The sequence below is a fragment of the Paenibacillus sp. JT22N7 genome (assembly GCF_059383875.1).
Genome location: NZ_JBXENY010000005.1, coordinates 139,918 through 155,338, shown reverse-complemented (window position 1 = coordinate 155,338; position 15,421 = coordinate 139,918). Strand labels below are relative to the sequence as shown.

General features: G+C 49.3%; 15 protein-coding genes. 13 read left to right on the top strand and 2 right to left on the bottom strand.

The features are described 5' to 3' along the window. Positions 1–644: 644 nt before the first annotated feature. Positions 645–1,013, bottom strand: a complete 369-nt coding sequence (locus AC50Y5_RS15255) for a DUF6713 family protein (protein WP_494861802.1) — start codon at positions 1,011–1,013, stop codon at positions 645–647. 290 nt (positions 1,014–1,303) lie between these two features. Here AC50Y5_RS15255 and AC50Y5_RS15250 point away from each other — a divergent pair, with 290 nt between their 5' ends. The 13 genes from AC50Y5_RS15250 to AC50Y5_RS15190 all read left to right on the top strand — a co-directional run bounded on the left by AC50Y5_RS15250 (position 1,304) and on the right by AC50Y5_RS15190 (position 14,746). Next, positions 1,304–2,713 carry a sensor histidine kinase gene (locus AC50Y5_RS15250; RefSeq protein WP_494861800.1) on the top strand — a complete coding sequence of 470 codons (1,410 nt, stop codon included), beginning with the start codon at positions 1,304–1,306 and terminating at the stop codon, positions 2,711–2,713. A 96-nt stretch (positions 2,714–2,809) separates the two neighbouring features. Further along, positions 2,810–3,502: a response regulator transcription factor gene (locus AC50Y5_RS15245; protein WP_056041688.1), complete on the top strand. Its 693-nt coding sequence runs from the start codon at positions 2,810–2,812 to the stop codon at positions 3,500–3,502. Between the two features lie 85 nt (positions 3,503–3,587). Then, positions 3,588–5,213 carry a DUF2339 domain-containing protein gene (locus tag AC50Y5_RS15240; protein WP_494861798.1) on the top strand — a complete coding sequence of 542 codons (1,626 nt, stop codon included), beginning with the start codon at positions 3,588–3,590 and terminating at the stop codon, positions 5,211–5,213. Between the two features lie 197 nt (positions 5,214–5,410). Further along, the gene (locus tag AC50Y5_RS15235) at positions 5,411–6,010 is read left to right on the top strand and encodes a nitroreductase family protein (RefSeq protein ID WP_046230385.1); all 600 of its coding nucleotides are present in this window, start codon (positions 5,411–5,413) and stop codon (positions 6,008–6,010) included. Between the two features lie 235 nt (positions 6,011–6,245). Next, a complete protein-coding gene (locus tag AC50Y5_RS15230) occupies positions 6,246–6,920 on the top strand; it encodes a lytic transglycosylase domain-containing protein (protein ID WP_056041684.1) in 675 nt (224 codons plus the stop codon). Between the two features lie 163 nt (positions 6,921–7,083). After that, positions 7,084–8,238, top strand: coding sequence for a cysteine desulfurase family protein (locus AC50Y5_RS15225; protein WP_494861795.1), 1,155 nt, complete (start codon positions 7,084–7,086; stop codon positions 8,236–8,238). 1 nt (position 8,239) lies between these two features. After that, positions 8,240–9,469 (top strand): tRNA uracil 4-sulfurtransferase ThiI, encoded by a 1,230-nt coding sequence (gene thiI, locus AC50Y5_RS15220; RefSeq protein ID WP_056041680.1) that lies wholly within the window; start codon positions 8,240–8,242, stop codon positions 9,467–9,469. 178 nt (positions 9,470–9,647) lie between these two features. Then, positions 9,648–10,325, top strand: a complete 678-nt coding sequence (locus AC50Y5_RS15215) for a TerC family protein (RefSeq protein ID WP_056041678.1) — start codon at positions 9,648–9,650, stop codon at positions 10,323–10,325. A 202-nt stretch (positions 10,326–10,527) separates the two neighbouring features. Further along, entirely contained in the window at positions 10,528–11,010 is a 483-nt protein-coding gene (locus AC50Y5_RS15210; RefSeq protein WP_046230390.1) for a hypothetical protein, read from the top strand. Between the two features lie 58 nt (positions 11,011–11,068). Further along, positions 11,069–12,910: a translational GTPase TypA gene (gene typA, locus AC50Y5_RS15205; protein WP_056041676.1), complete on the top strand. Its 1,842-nt coding sequence runs from the start codon at positions 11,069–11,071 to the stop codon at positions 12,908–12,910. Between the two features lie 32 nt (positions 12,911–12,942). Continuing rightward, positions 12,943–13,266, top strand: coding sequence for a YlaH-like family protein (locus AC50Y5_RS15200; protein ID WP_056041674.1), 324 nt, complete (start codon positions 12,943–12,945; stop codon positions 13,264–13,266). A gap of 130 nt (positions 13,267–13,396) precedes the next feature. After that, positions 13,397–14,455 (top strand): LCP family protein, encoded by a 1,059-nt coding sequence (locus AC50Y5_RS15195; protein WP_056041672.1) that lies wholly within the window; start codon positions 13,397–13,399, stop codon positions 14,453–14,455. Positions 14,456–14,536: 81 nt separating this feature from the next. Further along, complete coding sequence (locus AC50Y5_RS15190; RefSeq protein ID WP_056041670.1) at positions 14,537–14,746, top strand: hypothetical protein; 210 nt, start codon at positions 14,537–14,539, stop codon at positions 14,744–14,746. 3 nt (positions 14,747–14,749) lie between these two features. On the opposite strand, the gene AC50Y5_RS15185 is transcribed toward AC50Y5_RS15190, so the two are convergent. Beyond that, entirely contained in the window at positions 14,750–15,373 is a 624-nt protein-coding gene (locus AC50Y5_RS15185; protein ID WP_081419092.1) for a YhcN/YlaJ family sporulation lipoprotein, read from the bottom strand. Between the last annotated feature and the right edge of the window lie 48 nt (positions 15,374–15,421).

Sequence of the window (15,421 nt, the reverse complement as noted above, 5' to 3'; positions counted from 1 at the left end):
TGAATGATGGCACTTTGTTGGGTCGGTGGAGCTAATACACGGTTTGTTATACTAGGGAGAGTATGCAAACGATAATGGAGTGTCAGAAACTTGGCGGACACAGAATCAGCTATTTAACCGGATGACGGTCAATCGAGAATTAGGCGGACACAGGAGCCGCTAATGCTTTGCCAATTGCCATTTTGACGCGATTATGAGGGCAATAGCGGATCTCCTGTCCGCTTACGGGCTGAAATCGTATAAAAGGCTACAATAGCGGAACCTCAGTCCTTAGGAAATGGAAACAGTTACCATTTTCGCCGTCTGAGACATAATCGTCTCCTTCTGTCCCAGCCTAACAAAATTAGAATAGGTATGCCTTGATTAACAGCTTAATGCCATGAGGAACAGAGCGATTGGGGCCTGATCACAAATACTTAGTCCATATTCCTGTTATAGTAGTGATTAACGAACATCAATTGAACAAAAAAATGGACCGCCAAAAGTAATAGGGGGTCAGGTCTTTCTTAAACGATTCGCAGGGTCTCCCCTAAGCGGAATATAATAACTTCAACCCTCGCTGAACACCTTCATATCTTGCATATTCTGCATATCGTACATATCCAAGATTTCCGGATCCGGACATAGCCGGACGTATTCGACACTCACTTCATAACCATCAACAACAAATGAATCGCCGCGATCATCCCCATTGGATAAATAAAGGCTCGCGAGAACGTATTTTTGAAGCCATTGCGGGGATGCTTTTCAAAAAAGAGATGTAGAATGGCATGGATGATAAAAAATATATCCAGCACCCAAAACGTAACCGTCTGATAATCGCTGAAAAGCAGAGCGAGTATAATCGTGTATATCGGAAGATGAATAAAGGTGAACACCTTATAGGCTTTCGAATCCTCCATATCCTTAAGAAAGATAAACAATCTCCATTCAGAATGGCGTATCGCATCCATTTCGTGCAACAGAAATAAAGATAAATTGAACAAAAATAGCACAAGCAAAAAATCCGGCATAGGCAGCTCCCTATCTTTTTATAACAGCAAGGTACTTTATGTATTACAGCTTTATATTAGAAAAAAATAAATAAGCCGCCTTCCATATACGTATAAATGAGGACAACGTTGCAAAATAACCATTTTGAGGTATGTACAATCATTAGCTGAACTCCTAATCTCATGAATAGGCGGGCAGTCCTATGCCATTCGCCGCACATATTCTCTCAGAGGGTTGACGCTTTCCGCGCTCCGCTATATGGTTAGAGCAGAGCATAAAAGAGAGTATATAGAGAGAAGAGGGCTGCGGCGTGCTATTTGTCCTAATTGCCTTATGGGGAATTGCTTCTATTTTGATGCTGTCCGACCCACGCTCGGTTGTGAGCAGGCGGCTCAGCGGGGTACCTTTTACGGGCGGAGCCGGGGCGATGTCGGTCGTGCTGGATGAGCGGATTATTCCTTATGTGAGCCAACATTATATGAACGAAACGGCAGATCAGCTGCTGTATATGCTGCAAGCATTTTGCTCGCTGCTGTCCTACTACGGTTTGCCATACACCTTCCTATTGTTTGCGCTGGCTTATCGCCCTATCGACCGATTGCAGCCTTATGAGCGAGTGTTGCCGCTGCTGCTGTTTATTCCGATTGCGGCCTGCCTGCTGTTTACACCGGGCTACACGGAAACGTATCCGATTACATTTACAGTTGTTGTCTGGTGGGCTGTGCCTTATATAGCCGTCGGAGCGGTGAATGTATTACTGAAAAATCCGGGTTATTTGGCTCAAGCGAGACGCCACTGGATCGTATGCACGTCGGTGCTGACTCCGGTACTGTTTAGCGCAACGATGAATTATGTGCTGCCAAGCCTTGGTTTCCTGCGGATGTGGGTGTACAATACCTGGTTTGTGGGCATTGGGGCGCTGGTATTTGTTATAGGTCTGTTTACCTACGGATTTCTGGGGGTACGTGTTTTTATCGACCGTCGCCGTCTGGATTCGACGCTGCGAGCAGTTACATCAGGTACGGCTATACTCAATCATGCGATCAAAAATGACGTCGGCAAAATGCGGCTCTTCGGCGAGAAGATGCGCGCATACGCGGCATCCACGAACCAGGAGGAGCTGCTTGCCGATGCAGAGACCGTGCTGCGGACGACGCGGCACATCCAGGAAATGATTGGCCGTGTCCATCACGGCACCGAGGATTTGGCGCTAAAGCCTACGCGGGAAGACCTTGGCGAGCTGCTGCTCATGACGCTTGAGCCGTATAAGCTGATCGCTGAAGGCGTTCGTTTCTCAAGCAGCCTGCCGGAGGGCTGGAGCTGTATGATTGACCGTGCGCAAGTTACCGAGGCACTTGGCAACTTGATCTCGAACGCCATTGAAGCAATGGACGGCAAAGGCACGCTGAGCTTTATAATGAAAGAGACGAAACGGGATATAATGATCGAGGTGCGCGATACGGGGCCGGGTATGGATCGTACGCAGACAGCCAAAGCGTTCGAGCCCTTTTATACGACCAAACGCGGGGGCAGTACAAACTTCGGGCTTGGCCTGCCGTATGCGTATCATGTGATGCGCAAGCATGGCGGCTCTTTGCATATTCAGAGCAAGCTGGGAGCAGGCACGCTCGTATCGATGATATTCAAGAAAAAGGCGATTCAGGCGCAGTATACTGCGGGAGCAAGCCCGAATTACGAGCACAAAGCGGCAGAGAGATAAAGAGAAATAAAAAGAAATAGATACAGAAATAGAAAGAGACAGAGAAATAGACAGAGATATAAATAGAGATAAGGCTGAGAGAAGGGGAACATGCCGATGGATAACATACAAGTGTGGATCGTGGAGGACGACAAGGATTGGCTGCGCGGGCTGAAGGCTTTTTTGGCAGCCCAGCCGAACATTGAAGTCGTATTCACCTCGGATAATCCGCAGGAAGTGCGGGAAGCGCTTGCTGGAGGGCGCCAGGCGCCAGATGTCGTACTCATGGATATTATGCTCGGTGACGAGCCGGCGGGCATTGAGCTGGCGGAGGCAACGGCGATGTCGACGGGAGCGAGGGTCATTATGCTGACGTCGATGGAGGAGAAAGAGCTGATTTTGCAAGCTTTTCAGGTGGGAGCGATCGATTACCAGATCAAATCCGACTTTGAAGCGCTGCCTGCGGCGATTGCGGCGGCGGCGAAGCGCCAGTCCCCGATCAGCGCGGCGGCGGCGGAGCAGATGCGCGAGGAATTCCGCAGGCTGAAGCAGCTGGAGCGGGATTTTGAAGTGAAGAAGGTGCGCGATCTGATTACGCCTGCGGAGCTGCAATTGCTGGAGCTGGTCGATCAGGGCTATTCGCAGTCGCAGATGGCGGATAAGCTGTTCGTCTCCATTCGAACGGTTAAAAACCATATTAACCATATACTCAAGAAGCTGCAGCTGGGCGGCTCGAAAGAGGCTGCGCAGCAGGTGAAAGCACTTGGTCTATTAGAAAAAGAAAATAAGGATGGAAATGGTACCACGTAAAGTTGGTACTATTTTTTTTGCCCTATTTTTCTAAAATAGAACTAAGACCAAGTCATAAAAATGCAGCTAAACGGAGGTACAACCAATGAATGTATGGATTCGCAAACAATGGACTTTGCTGCTCGGCGTGTTATTCGTCCTATCAGCGTTCATCACTTTGTTCAAATATACGGTGGAGCAGGGCTGGGTAACGAATGCGATGAAAATCGGGCTGGGACTGCTGAGCGGTGCAGGTTTTGCCGCAGCAGGGTTTTCGCTGATTAAGCGGGAAAAATGGCCGCTCGTCGGCGAGCTGTTAATCGGATTAGGCGCCTGCCTGCTGTATACGACGGCCGCTTTTGCCGGTGTCTATTATGAAATGTGGGACTCCATGACGGTGCTGCTGGGCATGACGGCTGTTACTGCGGCGCTTACGGTTTATGCTTACCGCTTTGAATCGCGTCTGCTCATAAACATTGCTCTGACGGGCGGCCTGCTGTCGCCGCTGCTGATGCGTCCGGAAACGGATCAAGTATTTACTTTATTTTTGTATATGCTCGTGCTCAATTCCGCTTTTTTCTGGCTCAGCACGGTGAAGAGCTGGAATGAGCTCAGACTGACATCGTTTATCGGAAGCTGGATCATGTATATCGTCTACTTTTTTACCTTCGATCCCGTGGTGGAAGGGGTATGGAATTTGCCGCTGCGCTACGCGCTTGCTGCATTCCTGTTTTATCAGATCGGCTTTCTGCTTGCTTCGCGGACCAATAAACAAAGCTTTGACGGGATGAACATGTATGCGGGGCTGTCCAATGGCGTTATTTTTGGCTTCTGGTCGCTGCTGCTCATTCATGGTGAAGTGCATTATGCTTATCCGCTGGCGTTTATCGGCTTTGTGCTGCTGCTTGCCAGCTGGTTTATCCACTATCATGTGAAGCGCATGGAGCCGGCTTCGGCTACGTATGGTTCTGCTGGTGTGCTGCTGATGCTGCTTGCGCTTAATCAGGTCGGCAGCGGTCTAGCGGTCAAACCGATCTTCAATGTATTTCTATGGTCGGCGGTGGCCGCGCTGCTTGTCTGGGTGGGCAAAAGGTTCCGCTGGCAAGCTTTGAATCTGGCATCGCTCATTATATGGTTTACAACGGTATGCTATTGGTACGTCATCACATGGTTTACACCGCGCGGCGAATGGTTCGGCGTCTTCATTCCGTTTCTGAACTCTGGCGCGATGGCATGGCTTGCGCTTGCGGCATTGGGCTTCTATTATTCGACGAGGCAGAAATTTGCGTCACTTGGCGATTCGGGCAATCGCGTGATGGGGAATATGTATGCGTTGTGCTCGCATCTAATCATCGGCGGATTGTTGACCGTCCAAATGATTCGGTTGTTTCAGGAGCATCTTTACGATCTTCCAAGCTTCTATGTGCAGCTCAGTCTGTCGGCTTCATGGGGCGTATATGCGCTGCTGCTCGTATTGTGGGGCGTTAATCGCGGGCAATCGGTGTTCCGCTGGTTCGGATTTTCGGTTCTAGGACTGACGGCGATTAAAGCAATTTTCTTCGACCTGAACGGCCAGGAAAGCTTGTACAAGGTGCTAGTGCTGCTATTGCTCGGAGGAATCTCCTTCCTCATCGCTTGGATCAATGGCAAATGGAATAAAGTGAGAGAGCTTGGCGAGCAGTCTTGGGAGCAGCATGGTGCAGAAACGGATATGAAGAAAGATAAGGTGTAAATTTCGGCTAATGAAAGAGGAACAATTGGGGAATGAATAAAGCGGTGCGAAAGGCATATTTTGATAAAAAGCCAGCGGAAAAGCTTGACAAAATGAGGGGTAATATATTATTGTTACTTACGTAAAGTAATTAATATTACTTTGGTGTGCATCTAATCAAGCATTGAACTAAACCATTTAACTGGAGGTATTTGATTATGTCACAAAGCTTTTTGGAATCTGTGCAAGCCAGACGTACTTACTACGGAATTAGCAAAGAATCCGTTGTTTCTGATGAGAAAATCGTAGAATTGGTTAACGAAGCCGTTAAGCATTCACCTTCATCCTTTAACTCTCAAAGTGCTAGAGCAGTTGTCCTGCTTGGCGAAAATCATGATAAATTGTGGAGCATTGTGCTGGAAGCACTTCGCGCAATCGTTCCTGCTGATCAATTCGCTTCGACAGAAGGCAGAATTGCTTCTTTTAATAATGGCTACGGCACGATTTTGTTCTTCGAGGATCACAATGTGGTTGCAGGCTTGCAGCAGCAATTCCCTTCGTATGCCGACAACTTCCCGCTTTGGTCGCACCAATCCTCGGGCATGCTGCAATTTGTAGTATGGAATCTGCTGGAAGAGGTAGGCTTCGGCGCTTCCCTGCAGCATTACAACCCGCTTATCGACGAAAAAGTAAAAGCGACATTTGGCCTGCCAGAATCATGGGGCCTGATTGCGCAAATGCCTTTCGGCAAGCCGACAGCAGAGCCAGGCGAAAAAACATTCCAGCCGCTTGAAGATCGCGTTAAAGTATTCAAATAAGCTTTAATATAGTACGGATAAGCTTTAAATCGTTTAAATAGAACCGAACAACCTCCGAAGCTTGCTTCGGAGGTTGTTTTTGCATGTTGCTTTTTACTCCTCGAACCGAATAAACTTGTGTATTTTACGATTTGCTGGCGAATAGGGGTAAAAACATGTACAATAAAAACCGATACATCATTATAGAGCTTTTTTAGACCAGCAGAGCCAAGCGATTTGGTTCAAGGAGGAAATTATGAGTATCGATCCGCGCATTATGAAGCAAATGATCAAGACGCAGCTTGCTCCTAATCTTGACTTTAAGACAGTAGCGAACCCGCTAGGCACGAATAAGGACAAAAGTGTGACTTCGTTGTTCGACATGCTGCTGTCCCAATATATGCATGAAGCTTCGAACGGCTCAAGTGAAGGCACGGATGTATCTGCTCAAGCGTCCGAAGCGCTGGCGCAGCTTGCCAGCTTGAATAACGCTTATCAGGCTGAGGGCGAGACGTTTGCAGCTGGCTCCACCGACTATGATGCGATGATTGCCCAGGCTGCAGCCCAATATGGCGTAGATCCCGCCTTGATTCGCGGCGTCATTCGCACAGAGTCCGGTTTCCAGCCAGATGTCGTATCCGGCGCAGGAGCCAAAGGGCTCATGCAGCTGATGGACGGCACGGCACGCGGCCTTGGCGTGACAGATTCGTTAAATCCGCAGCAAAATATCGATGGCGGCACCCGTTATTTATCCTTTCTGCTTCGCAAGTACAATGGCAATGAGCAAGTAGCTCTAGCCGCGTACAATGCCGGTCCGGGCCGTATCGACCGCCTCGGTATTACGACAGACAGCGAGCTGATGGCGAATTTGGACAAGCTTCCTGAGGAAACGCAGCGCTATATTGTGAAAGTACAGGCAGCGCGTTATTAAGGAGCTGCGAGGAAATAAGAACCGCTTTTGTCAATAAATTAGCGGTACTTTATTTCGTCGCAGTCTCTAGGCTGTAAAAGCACTTCTTTTAGATCACGAATGGCAGCTAGCTTGCCGTCGCTGATCTTTTTATTTTTTCTAGTAGGAAAGGAACGTTTGGCTCATGTTATATTTCGATCATTGCGCATCTTCGCCGCCTTACGAGGAGGTTATTGATACGCTGGCTGAGGTGATGAAGGCGCATTATGCGAATCCATCATCGATTCACCATGCCGGTGCAGATGCAGATAAGCTCATTTCCCGCTCGCGTTCGCTGCTTGGCGAGCTGTTCGCCGTGAAGGCTGAGGAATGGCTGTTCACTTCTGGCGGCACGGAGAGCAACAATCTCGCGATTAAAGGAGCGGCAAAGCAGTACCAGAGCCGGGGAAAGCATCTAATTACGACCCAAATGGAGCATGCCTCCGTCTACGATACATTTAAGCAGCTCGAGCAGGAAGGCTACGAGGTTACTTATTTGCCCGTTGACGAGAAGGGGCAGGTAGTGCTGGAAGCGCTGCGATTGGCTTTGCGGGACGACACCATTCTCGTCAGCATTATGCATGTGAATAATGAAGTTGGCAGCGTGCAGCCACTCGCAGATATTGGCAAGCTGCTGCAAGGGTACCCGCGCACGCTGCTGCATGTGGACGCCGTACAAAGCATCGGCAAGCTGCCGATTGATGTGCAAGGCTGGGGCATTGATCTGCTTAGCGGCTCTGCGCATAAGCTGCGCGGGCCTAAAGGGATCGGATATTTGTACGTCCGCGAGGGTGTAACCTTGACGCCGCTGCTTACCGGCGGCTCGCAGGAGCATGGCATGCGGGCAGGGACGCAAAATGTGCCCGGCATCGTGGCATCGGCCAAGGCGCTGCGCATGGCGATGCAGTCGGCAACGGAGCGGCGCGAGCGGATGTATCGTCTGCGCCAGCAATTGACGGATTTCGTTGAGGCTGCGCCGGAGCTGGTATTGAATGGCGGGGCGCCGGAGAGCATGGCGCCGCATATTGTCCATTTTTCCTATCCGGGCATGAAGCCGGAGGTTGTCGTTCATATGCTGGAGCAGCATGGCATTATCGCTTCTACGAAGTCGGCTTGCTCCTCGCGCGACAATAAGCCGAGCCGGGTGCTGCTTGCAATGGGACTGGGGCAGGAACGGGCAGCCAGCGGCGTGAGAATTAGTCTGGGCGACGAGCATACAGAGCAGCATATTTTGCAGCTGTGCGAAATGCTGCGCCTTACAATAAGCAAGCTTAAGCCGCTTGAAAGGAGCGCAAGGTAAAGTGATGTATGATAAAATAATCATTCGCTACGGCGATCTGGCAATGAAGGGACGCAACCGCGGAATGTTTGAGAAGCGGATGCTCCAGCAGCTTCAGTTGCGATTGAAGGATTTTGCCGCGCTGACGTATTCAAAAATGTTCGGGCGGCTTTATATTAATTTAAACGGGGAAAATTACTCGCTTATCGCTGAGAAGGTCAAGGACGTTTTCGGTATTTCGACCTTTAGTCCAGTCGTAAGCGTTCAACCGGAGCTGGAGGAAATTCGGGCAGCAGCGCTTGCGCTGATGAAGGCTATCCCACAGGAGCCCGCTACCTTTAAAGTGAGTGCAAAGCGCGCATGGAAGAAGTTCCCGCATACGTCGCAGGAGATGAATCATTTGGTTGGGGCCCACGTACTGCGTGCGATGGACAACTTAAAGGTTGATGTGCGGAGGCCCGAGGTGGAGCTGAAGGTCGATATTCAGGAGGAAGCGGCTTATATTTTCAACGAGGTCGTTGATGGCCCAGGCGGCTTCCCGTTCGGTACGAACGGCAAGGCGATGCTGCTATTATCTGGCGGCATTGACAGTCCAGTAGCGGGATGGATGGCGATGCGCAAAGGGCTGGAGCTGGAAGCGGTCCATTTCCACAGCTACCCGTTTACGAGCGAGAAGGCGAAGGAGAAAGTGATCGAGCTTGCGAGAAGGTTATCCTATTACAGCGGCGCTCCGCTGAGGCTGCATCTGGTGCCTTTTACGGAAGTTCAGACGACGCTTGCCCAGTCGGGACAGGACCCGCTTATTATTACGCTAATGCGCCGGGCGATGCTTCGCATTACGGAGAGCCTTGCCGAGAAGAACGGAGCTCATGGAATCGTGACGGGCGAAAGCTTGGGCCAGGTAGCGAGCCAAACGCTCGTCAGCATGGATGTCATTGGGCGTGCGACTGTGCTGCCGCTGCTGAAGCCGCTTGTTATGATGGATAAACAGGAAATTATTAATGAGGCGGAGCGTTTGGGCACGTTTGCGACGTCGATTTTGCCATATGAGGATTGCTGTACGCTATTTTTGCCGAAATCCCCAAGCATTAAGCCGAATTTGCGGTTTGTAGAAAAGGTGGAAGGCTACCTGAATCAGCAAAAAAATCTGGAGCAGCTGCTGGATGAGGCTGTGCAGCAAACAGAAGTGCTGCTGCTGACGCCGGAAGATCCTGAGCCGGAAGCAAGTGCCGGTGAAGACCGCTGGTTCTAAAAATCAACGATTAACGGCTTGCTGTAAGCCGCTTTAAGACATAGGCCGACTTGCCATGTGAAATGGTGGGCGGCCTTTTTTTTCGTAAGAGAGAAGAAAGGGCAGTACCCCGCATTAGGCTTTCCGGCATATTCGCTCCAGCTTGGACATACAGGTGGTAGTATAGGGGGCGAGTACTATGGACAGCTTTTTCATATTTATACAAATCATTCTGATTAATCTTCTGCTAAGCGGCGATAATGCTATTGTAATCGCAATGGCGAGCAAGCATCTGCCGGAGCATCAGCGCAAGCGGGCGATCTGGTGGGGGACAACGGCTGCTGTTGTCCTGCGCTGCGTGCTGACGCTGGCGGCGATTTCCTTGCTTCAGACGCCGTTCTTGCAGGCCATTGGCGCCGTGCTGCTGTTTTATATTGCAGTCAAATTGCTGGCCGATGCGGGGGAGTCCGGCGGAGGAGGCGTGGCCTCTCATAAGGTGAAGCGGGCAACATCGCTGCCTGCTGCGATATGGACGATTGTGACGGCTGATTTTGTAATGAGCCTGGATAATGTGCTGGCGATCGCGGCTGTGGCGAAAGGGCAGACGCTGCTGCTGCTGCTCGGCATTGCACTGAGCATTCCAATGATTATTTGGGGCAGCCAATTGCTGACGAAGCTGCTGCAGAAATTTCCTTCACTTATATATATTGGAGCGGGCTTGCTCGGCTTTGCGGCGGGCGGCATGCTTGTCCATGACCCGGGCATGCATCGCCTGCTGTTCAGCAGTTCAGCAACGGCAATTGAAGCGATTCCGCTGCTCAGCATCCCGTTCGTCATTATTATCGGCATCCTGATGCGCCGATCGGCGCTGGCCTAAGCTTTCATCCCTGTCGATATGCAGCAAGGAAGCGTGCTAGAATCAGGCATCGTGCGGCTATAAGAAGCGGTTTGCTAATTTTTTTTTCATGTTGCCCTTGTTGCACTGGTATTTTTACTTCACTTCCTTTAAACTAGTAAAGATAAAAACTGTCGTCTTTCGTCAGGATATGCGTAAGGCGTTGTAAGGAGCGGAAGCGCGGATGCCTAACAACAAATATTCCGCTGGAATTATTGTGCTGCTGGCTGGTATCGTAATATTGCTTGGCAAACTGGGTGTGTTCAGCTTTTTGGGATCCAATTTTTGGCCGCTTCTCGTTCTTATTCCGGGAATTCTGCTGCATGTGCTGTATTTCGGCAGGTTGTTTCCGGCAGTTGTGCTTATTCCAGGAGGCATGCTGATCGTTTATTCGATTTTGTTCATGCTTTGTATCATGTTCGGATGGGATACGCTCAAATATGTTTGGCCGCTGTTTATAACGGGTGTAGCGGTTGGGCTGTACGAGTACCACTTGTTCGGCGCATCCCGCGAACGCGTTTTTTTTAACGCCTCCGCCATTCTCGCTGTTACATCGGCTGTACTGCTGATTTTGGCGCTCGTTTGGAGCTGGGGGATATATGCGATTGCTATTATCCTGATTGCGGCCGGAGCATGGATGATGATGGGGAAACGATCCCGCTGGTAGACGGCAAGCAATCGGTTAGGATTATACAAAATTAGACAAATGGAGTGGATTATTAGTTATGCAAGCAAGAGAGAACATTCGGAACATCGCGATTATCGCGCACGTTGACCACGGCAAAACAACGTTGGTTGACAAACTGCTTCAGCAATCAGGAACTTTCCGTGAGAACGAAGCGGTTCAGGAGCGTGCGATGGATTCCAACGATCTAGAGCGTGAGCGCGGCATTACCATTTTGGCGAAAAATACTGCGATTACGTACAAAGATTATTTGATCAACATCGTTGATACACCAGGACATGCTGACTTTGGCGGCGAAGTTGAACGTATTATGAAAATGGTTGACGGCGTATTGCTCGTCGTTGATGCTTTCGAAGGGTGCATGCCGCAAACGAAATTCGTATTGCGCAAAGCATTGGAATCGAACCTGAAGCCTATCGTAGTATTGAACAAAATTGACCGTCCTAATGCTCGTCCATCAGAAGTTGTGGATGAGGTGCTTGACCTGTTCATCGAGCTAGGTGCAAGTGATGAGCAACTGGAGTTTAATGTCGTTTATGCTTCCGCATTGATGGGCACTTCGAGTCTTGACCCTGACAAACAAGATGAGAACATGGAAGCGATGTATGAAACGATCATCAACCATATTCCTTCGCCAACAGAGAATGTAGAGGAGCCGCTGCAATATTTGGTGACGCTGCTTGACTATAATGAATACTTGGGTCGTATTGCGGTTGGCCGTGTAAACCGTGGTATCGTTCGTCAAGGTCAGACCGTTGCCGTTATGACGCGTGATGGCGGCAAGAAGCAGGCTAGAATCGAGAAGCTGTTCGGCTTCCAAGGTCTGAAACGGATTGAAATCGAAGAAGCAGGCGCTGGTGATATCGTAGCCATTGCAGGTATTAAAGATATTAACATCGGTGAAACGATTGCTGATCCAGCGAATCCGGAAGCTTTGCCGGTTCTGAAAATTGACGAGCCGACGCTGCAAATGACGTTTCTTGTCAACAACAGTCCTTTTGCTGGTCGCGAAGGCAAATGGGTTACTTCCCGTAAACTGCGTGAGCGTCTGTTCAAAGAGCTTGAGACGGATGTTGCTTTGCGCGTAGATGAAACAGATAGCCCGGATGCTTTTATCGTATCGGGACGCGGCGAGCTTCACTTGACGATTCTGATTGAGAACATGCGTCGTGAAGGCTTTGAGCTGCAAGTATCGAAACCGGAAGTAATCGTTAAGGAAATTGACGGCGTGAAGCAAGAGCCTTACGAGGGTCTGATCATTGACGTGCCGGAAGAAAGCATGGGCGCTGTTATGGAGAGCCTTGGCTCCCGTAAAGCTGAAATGGTCAACATGGTGAACAACGGCACAGGCCAAGTTCGCTTGGAGTTCATTATCCCAGCTCGCGGCTTGATCGGCTACCGTACCTCTTTCCTTACGCTTACACGCGGCTACGGCATTATGAACCATGCATTTGACAGCTACGGTCCGCTTGCTGGTTCTGGCGTTGGTGGACGTCACCAAGGCGTTCTTGTCGCTACTGAGAACGGCGTAACGACTTTCTACGGCATGATGGGCGTAGAGGATCGTGGTATTCAGTTCCTGGAGCCAGGTACAGAAATTTACGAAGGCATGATCGTTGGCGAGCACACGCGTGACAATGATATCGTCGTTAACATTTGTAAAGAAAAGCAATTGACGAATATTCGTTCCGCTGGTAAAGACGATACCGTTAAACTCAAAACGCCTCGTCTGTTCTCCCTGGAGAGCGCGCTTGAGTATTTGAACGATGACGAATATTGCGAAATTACGCCGAAGTCGATTCGTCTTCGCAAAAAAATCTTGAACAAAAGCGAGCGCGAGCGTGCAGAAAAACAACGCAAAACATCACAAGCTGGCGTTTAAGGCGCTAGCCGCCTGATTGGAGGTTTAACGGCATGCAGCAATGGTTTAGTGATCATTGGGTCGTTTCTTATTTGCTTATATTAGGATTCACGATCTATATTTTCAATACCGTGTTTCGGGCGAATAATGCGAAGCTGCCAATTCTAAAGGAAGTACTGGTTTACATTTTGATCGTATTCGGTTCTTTCGTACTTTGGATTTTACAGGTGGATTCGCTGCCGATTATTCAATGTATGGGAATTGCTGTATTAATGATGCTTATGCTTCGCGGTCGCCAGCTGTATGACAAGCTGCAAAGTAAACGGGCAGGCAAGCACGCTGTAAAGGAATCAGACTCCGGAAGTAACGGCATATGAGACGTTAGCGTGTTCTTAAGATCGGATCTGCCTTCTGCAGCAGCGATATCCGCGAGAATTCGTGGGTATCGCTGCTTCTTTGCGTAAATGAGGACAGAAACGAAATCCAAAGGATTTGAAGGTGGTTGCTATGAGCGAAGGCTCTAAAGGATTACCCCCTAGAACGGCTGCAAGCAGGCCGGGCGGGGCCAAGAAAACAGCTCCGAAGCCAAAGAAGAAAAAGAAAAAAGGCAGCGTTTGGATTAAAATTATGTTTGCTGTGCTTTCCGTTCTTATTTTAATTATGTTATATGTCGGTTATCTTGCTTACGTGGCTACCAATGCGGTTGATACGATTGGAACGGCGAACAATATTGTCGTGCCGGAAGAAGAGTCTGTTAAGAAAAAGCCTACAGGCATGGTGCTGCTCGGTATTGACTCACGTGAAAAAGGCGGCGGTTTAAATACCGACGTGATGCTGGTCGCTATTTTTAATCCAAATTCAAAATCAGCGTCCGTCATCTCGATTCCACGGGATTCAGTGCTGCAAGTAGATGGTTATCGCGAGCGGAAGGCGAATGCGAATTACAGCACTTTTTTCAACAATGCCCGTTCTGAGAAAAATATGGACAAAGAAGCGGCAGAGAAGGAAGCAAAAAAGGAAATTCGCGAAATGCTGTCCAAATATTTTGGCGTTGATTTGAAGTATACCGGTATTATTAACTTTAAAGGCTTCACCGATGTTGTTGATGCGCTTGATGGCGTTGAGGTGAATGTGGAGATGGACATGCGTTACCGGGATACAGCCGATGGCACTAACATTAATTTAAGCAAGGGCCAGCAGGTGCTTGATGGGAAAAATGCCCTCGATTATGTGCGCTATCGCAAATCGAATCAGGGAACAGCCGAATCGAGCGACTTCGACCGCAATCGTCGGGAAATGGAAGTCATTGGAGCGATTTTTGATAAAATGAAATCGTTTGAGGGCGTTACGAAATACGATAAGGTCATCGGCGCAGTCGGCAGTAATTTGACGCTCGATATGCCTCCGTCTGAAATTAAAAATATGCTCAGTACATATTTGGGTATGGGCAGCTCCGATATTACGTTCCAAGCGTTAAACGGAACGTGGAAGAGCCCATATGTATATGTCGATTCCACATCGCTTGAGGAGGCGCGCGCGGTACTTCAGGCAAAAATGGCTGAATAACCATAGACGCTGGATTCAATAATGGCTATAATAGAAGCTAAGGATACCGAATGCTATTCCTGTTAGAAGGAGGTCATGCTGATGACCGTATTCTTAGCCGCCAATTTCGAGCAACTCATCGAAGCTGATTGCATGCCTCGTTTTGAACGTGGTTTTGCTGGTGTGGCTATGACGGCAGAAGCTTGTCCAATCGTCATTTCGGTTATCTGTACTTCTCGTGAACAAGTATGTACGCCTATAAGAAAGCCTGACGATCATAGGGTCGTCAGGCTTTCTGTGCGTTTGCGCTAGCGGTTAATGCTTGTCCACATGCGTTGCGTGCTTTTGGATTTGCTTCTCATGGAGCTGATGCTCCTGCTCCTGCATGCGAGACTGGGTGTGCGATTGCGTCTGTGGCTGCTCCGGCTGATGAGGCGTCACATTGCGTGGGATTTGCGGCACGATGCGGCTGATAATATCGGCCATTTCTTCAGCGAAGCCCTTAATCGGCTTTCCGCGCCGAATATCGGCTCCCATTTCCTTCAGCCGCTGTGAGACGTCCATATCGGCTGTTACGACAGCATCCATACCATAAGGATCTTTATGGAAAGCTTCGGCAACGGAATATTTAATCGTACCAATTCGAGCACGATCCAGCTTACTGTCGACATCGATGCCGACAACGGCTGTTTTACCAAGCACGACGCAATGCGCGTTGCTTACGCCGCGAACGCCTTTTGCAAGCTTTTCAAGATGATCAGCGACTTCCTTATTCGTTTTCAATGGTTTAACGGAATCTTCCGCAAGCTGCTGCGCCCTTACAGCGCCATTCGCATGATTTTCCTGTGGAGAGGGTGATGCCATTTCGTTTCGCTTGACGGTGCTGCAACCAGCCGCAATAACAGCGATTGCGATCAAAACCAATAACCGTTTATACACGTGAGCCACCTCGTCTTTCTTGTTGCAGATCGTTATTCAGAACCTAGT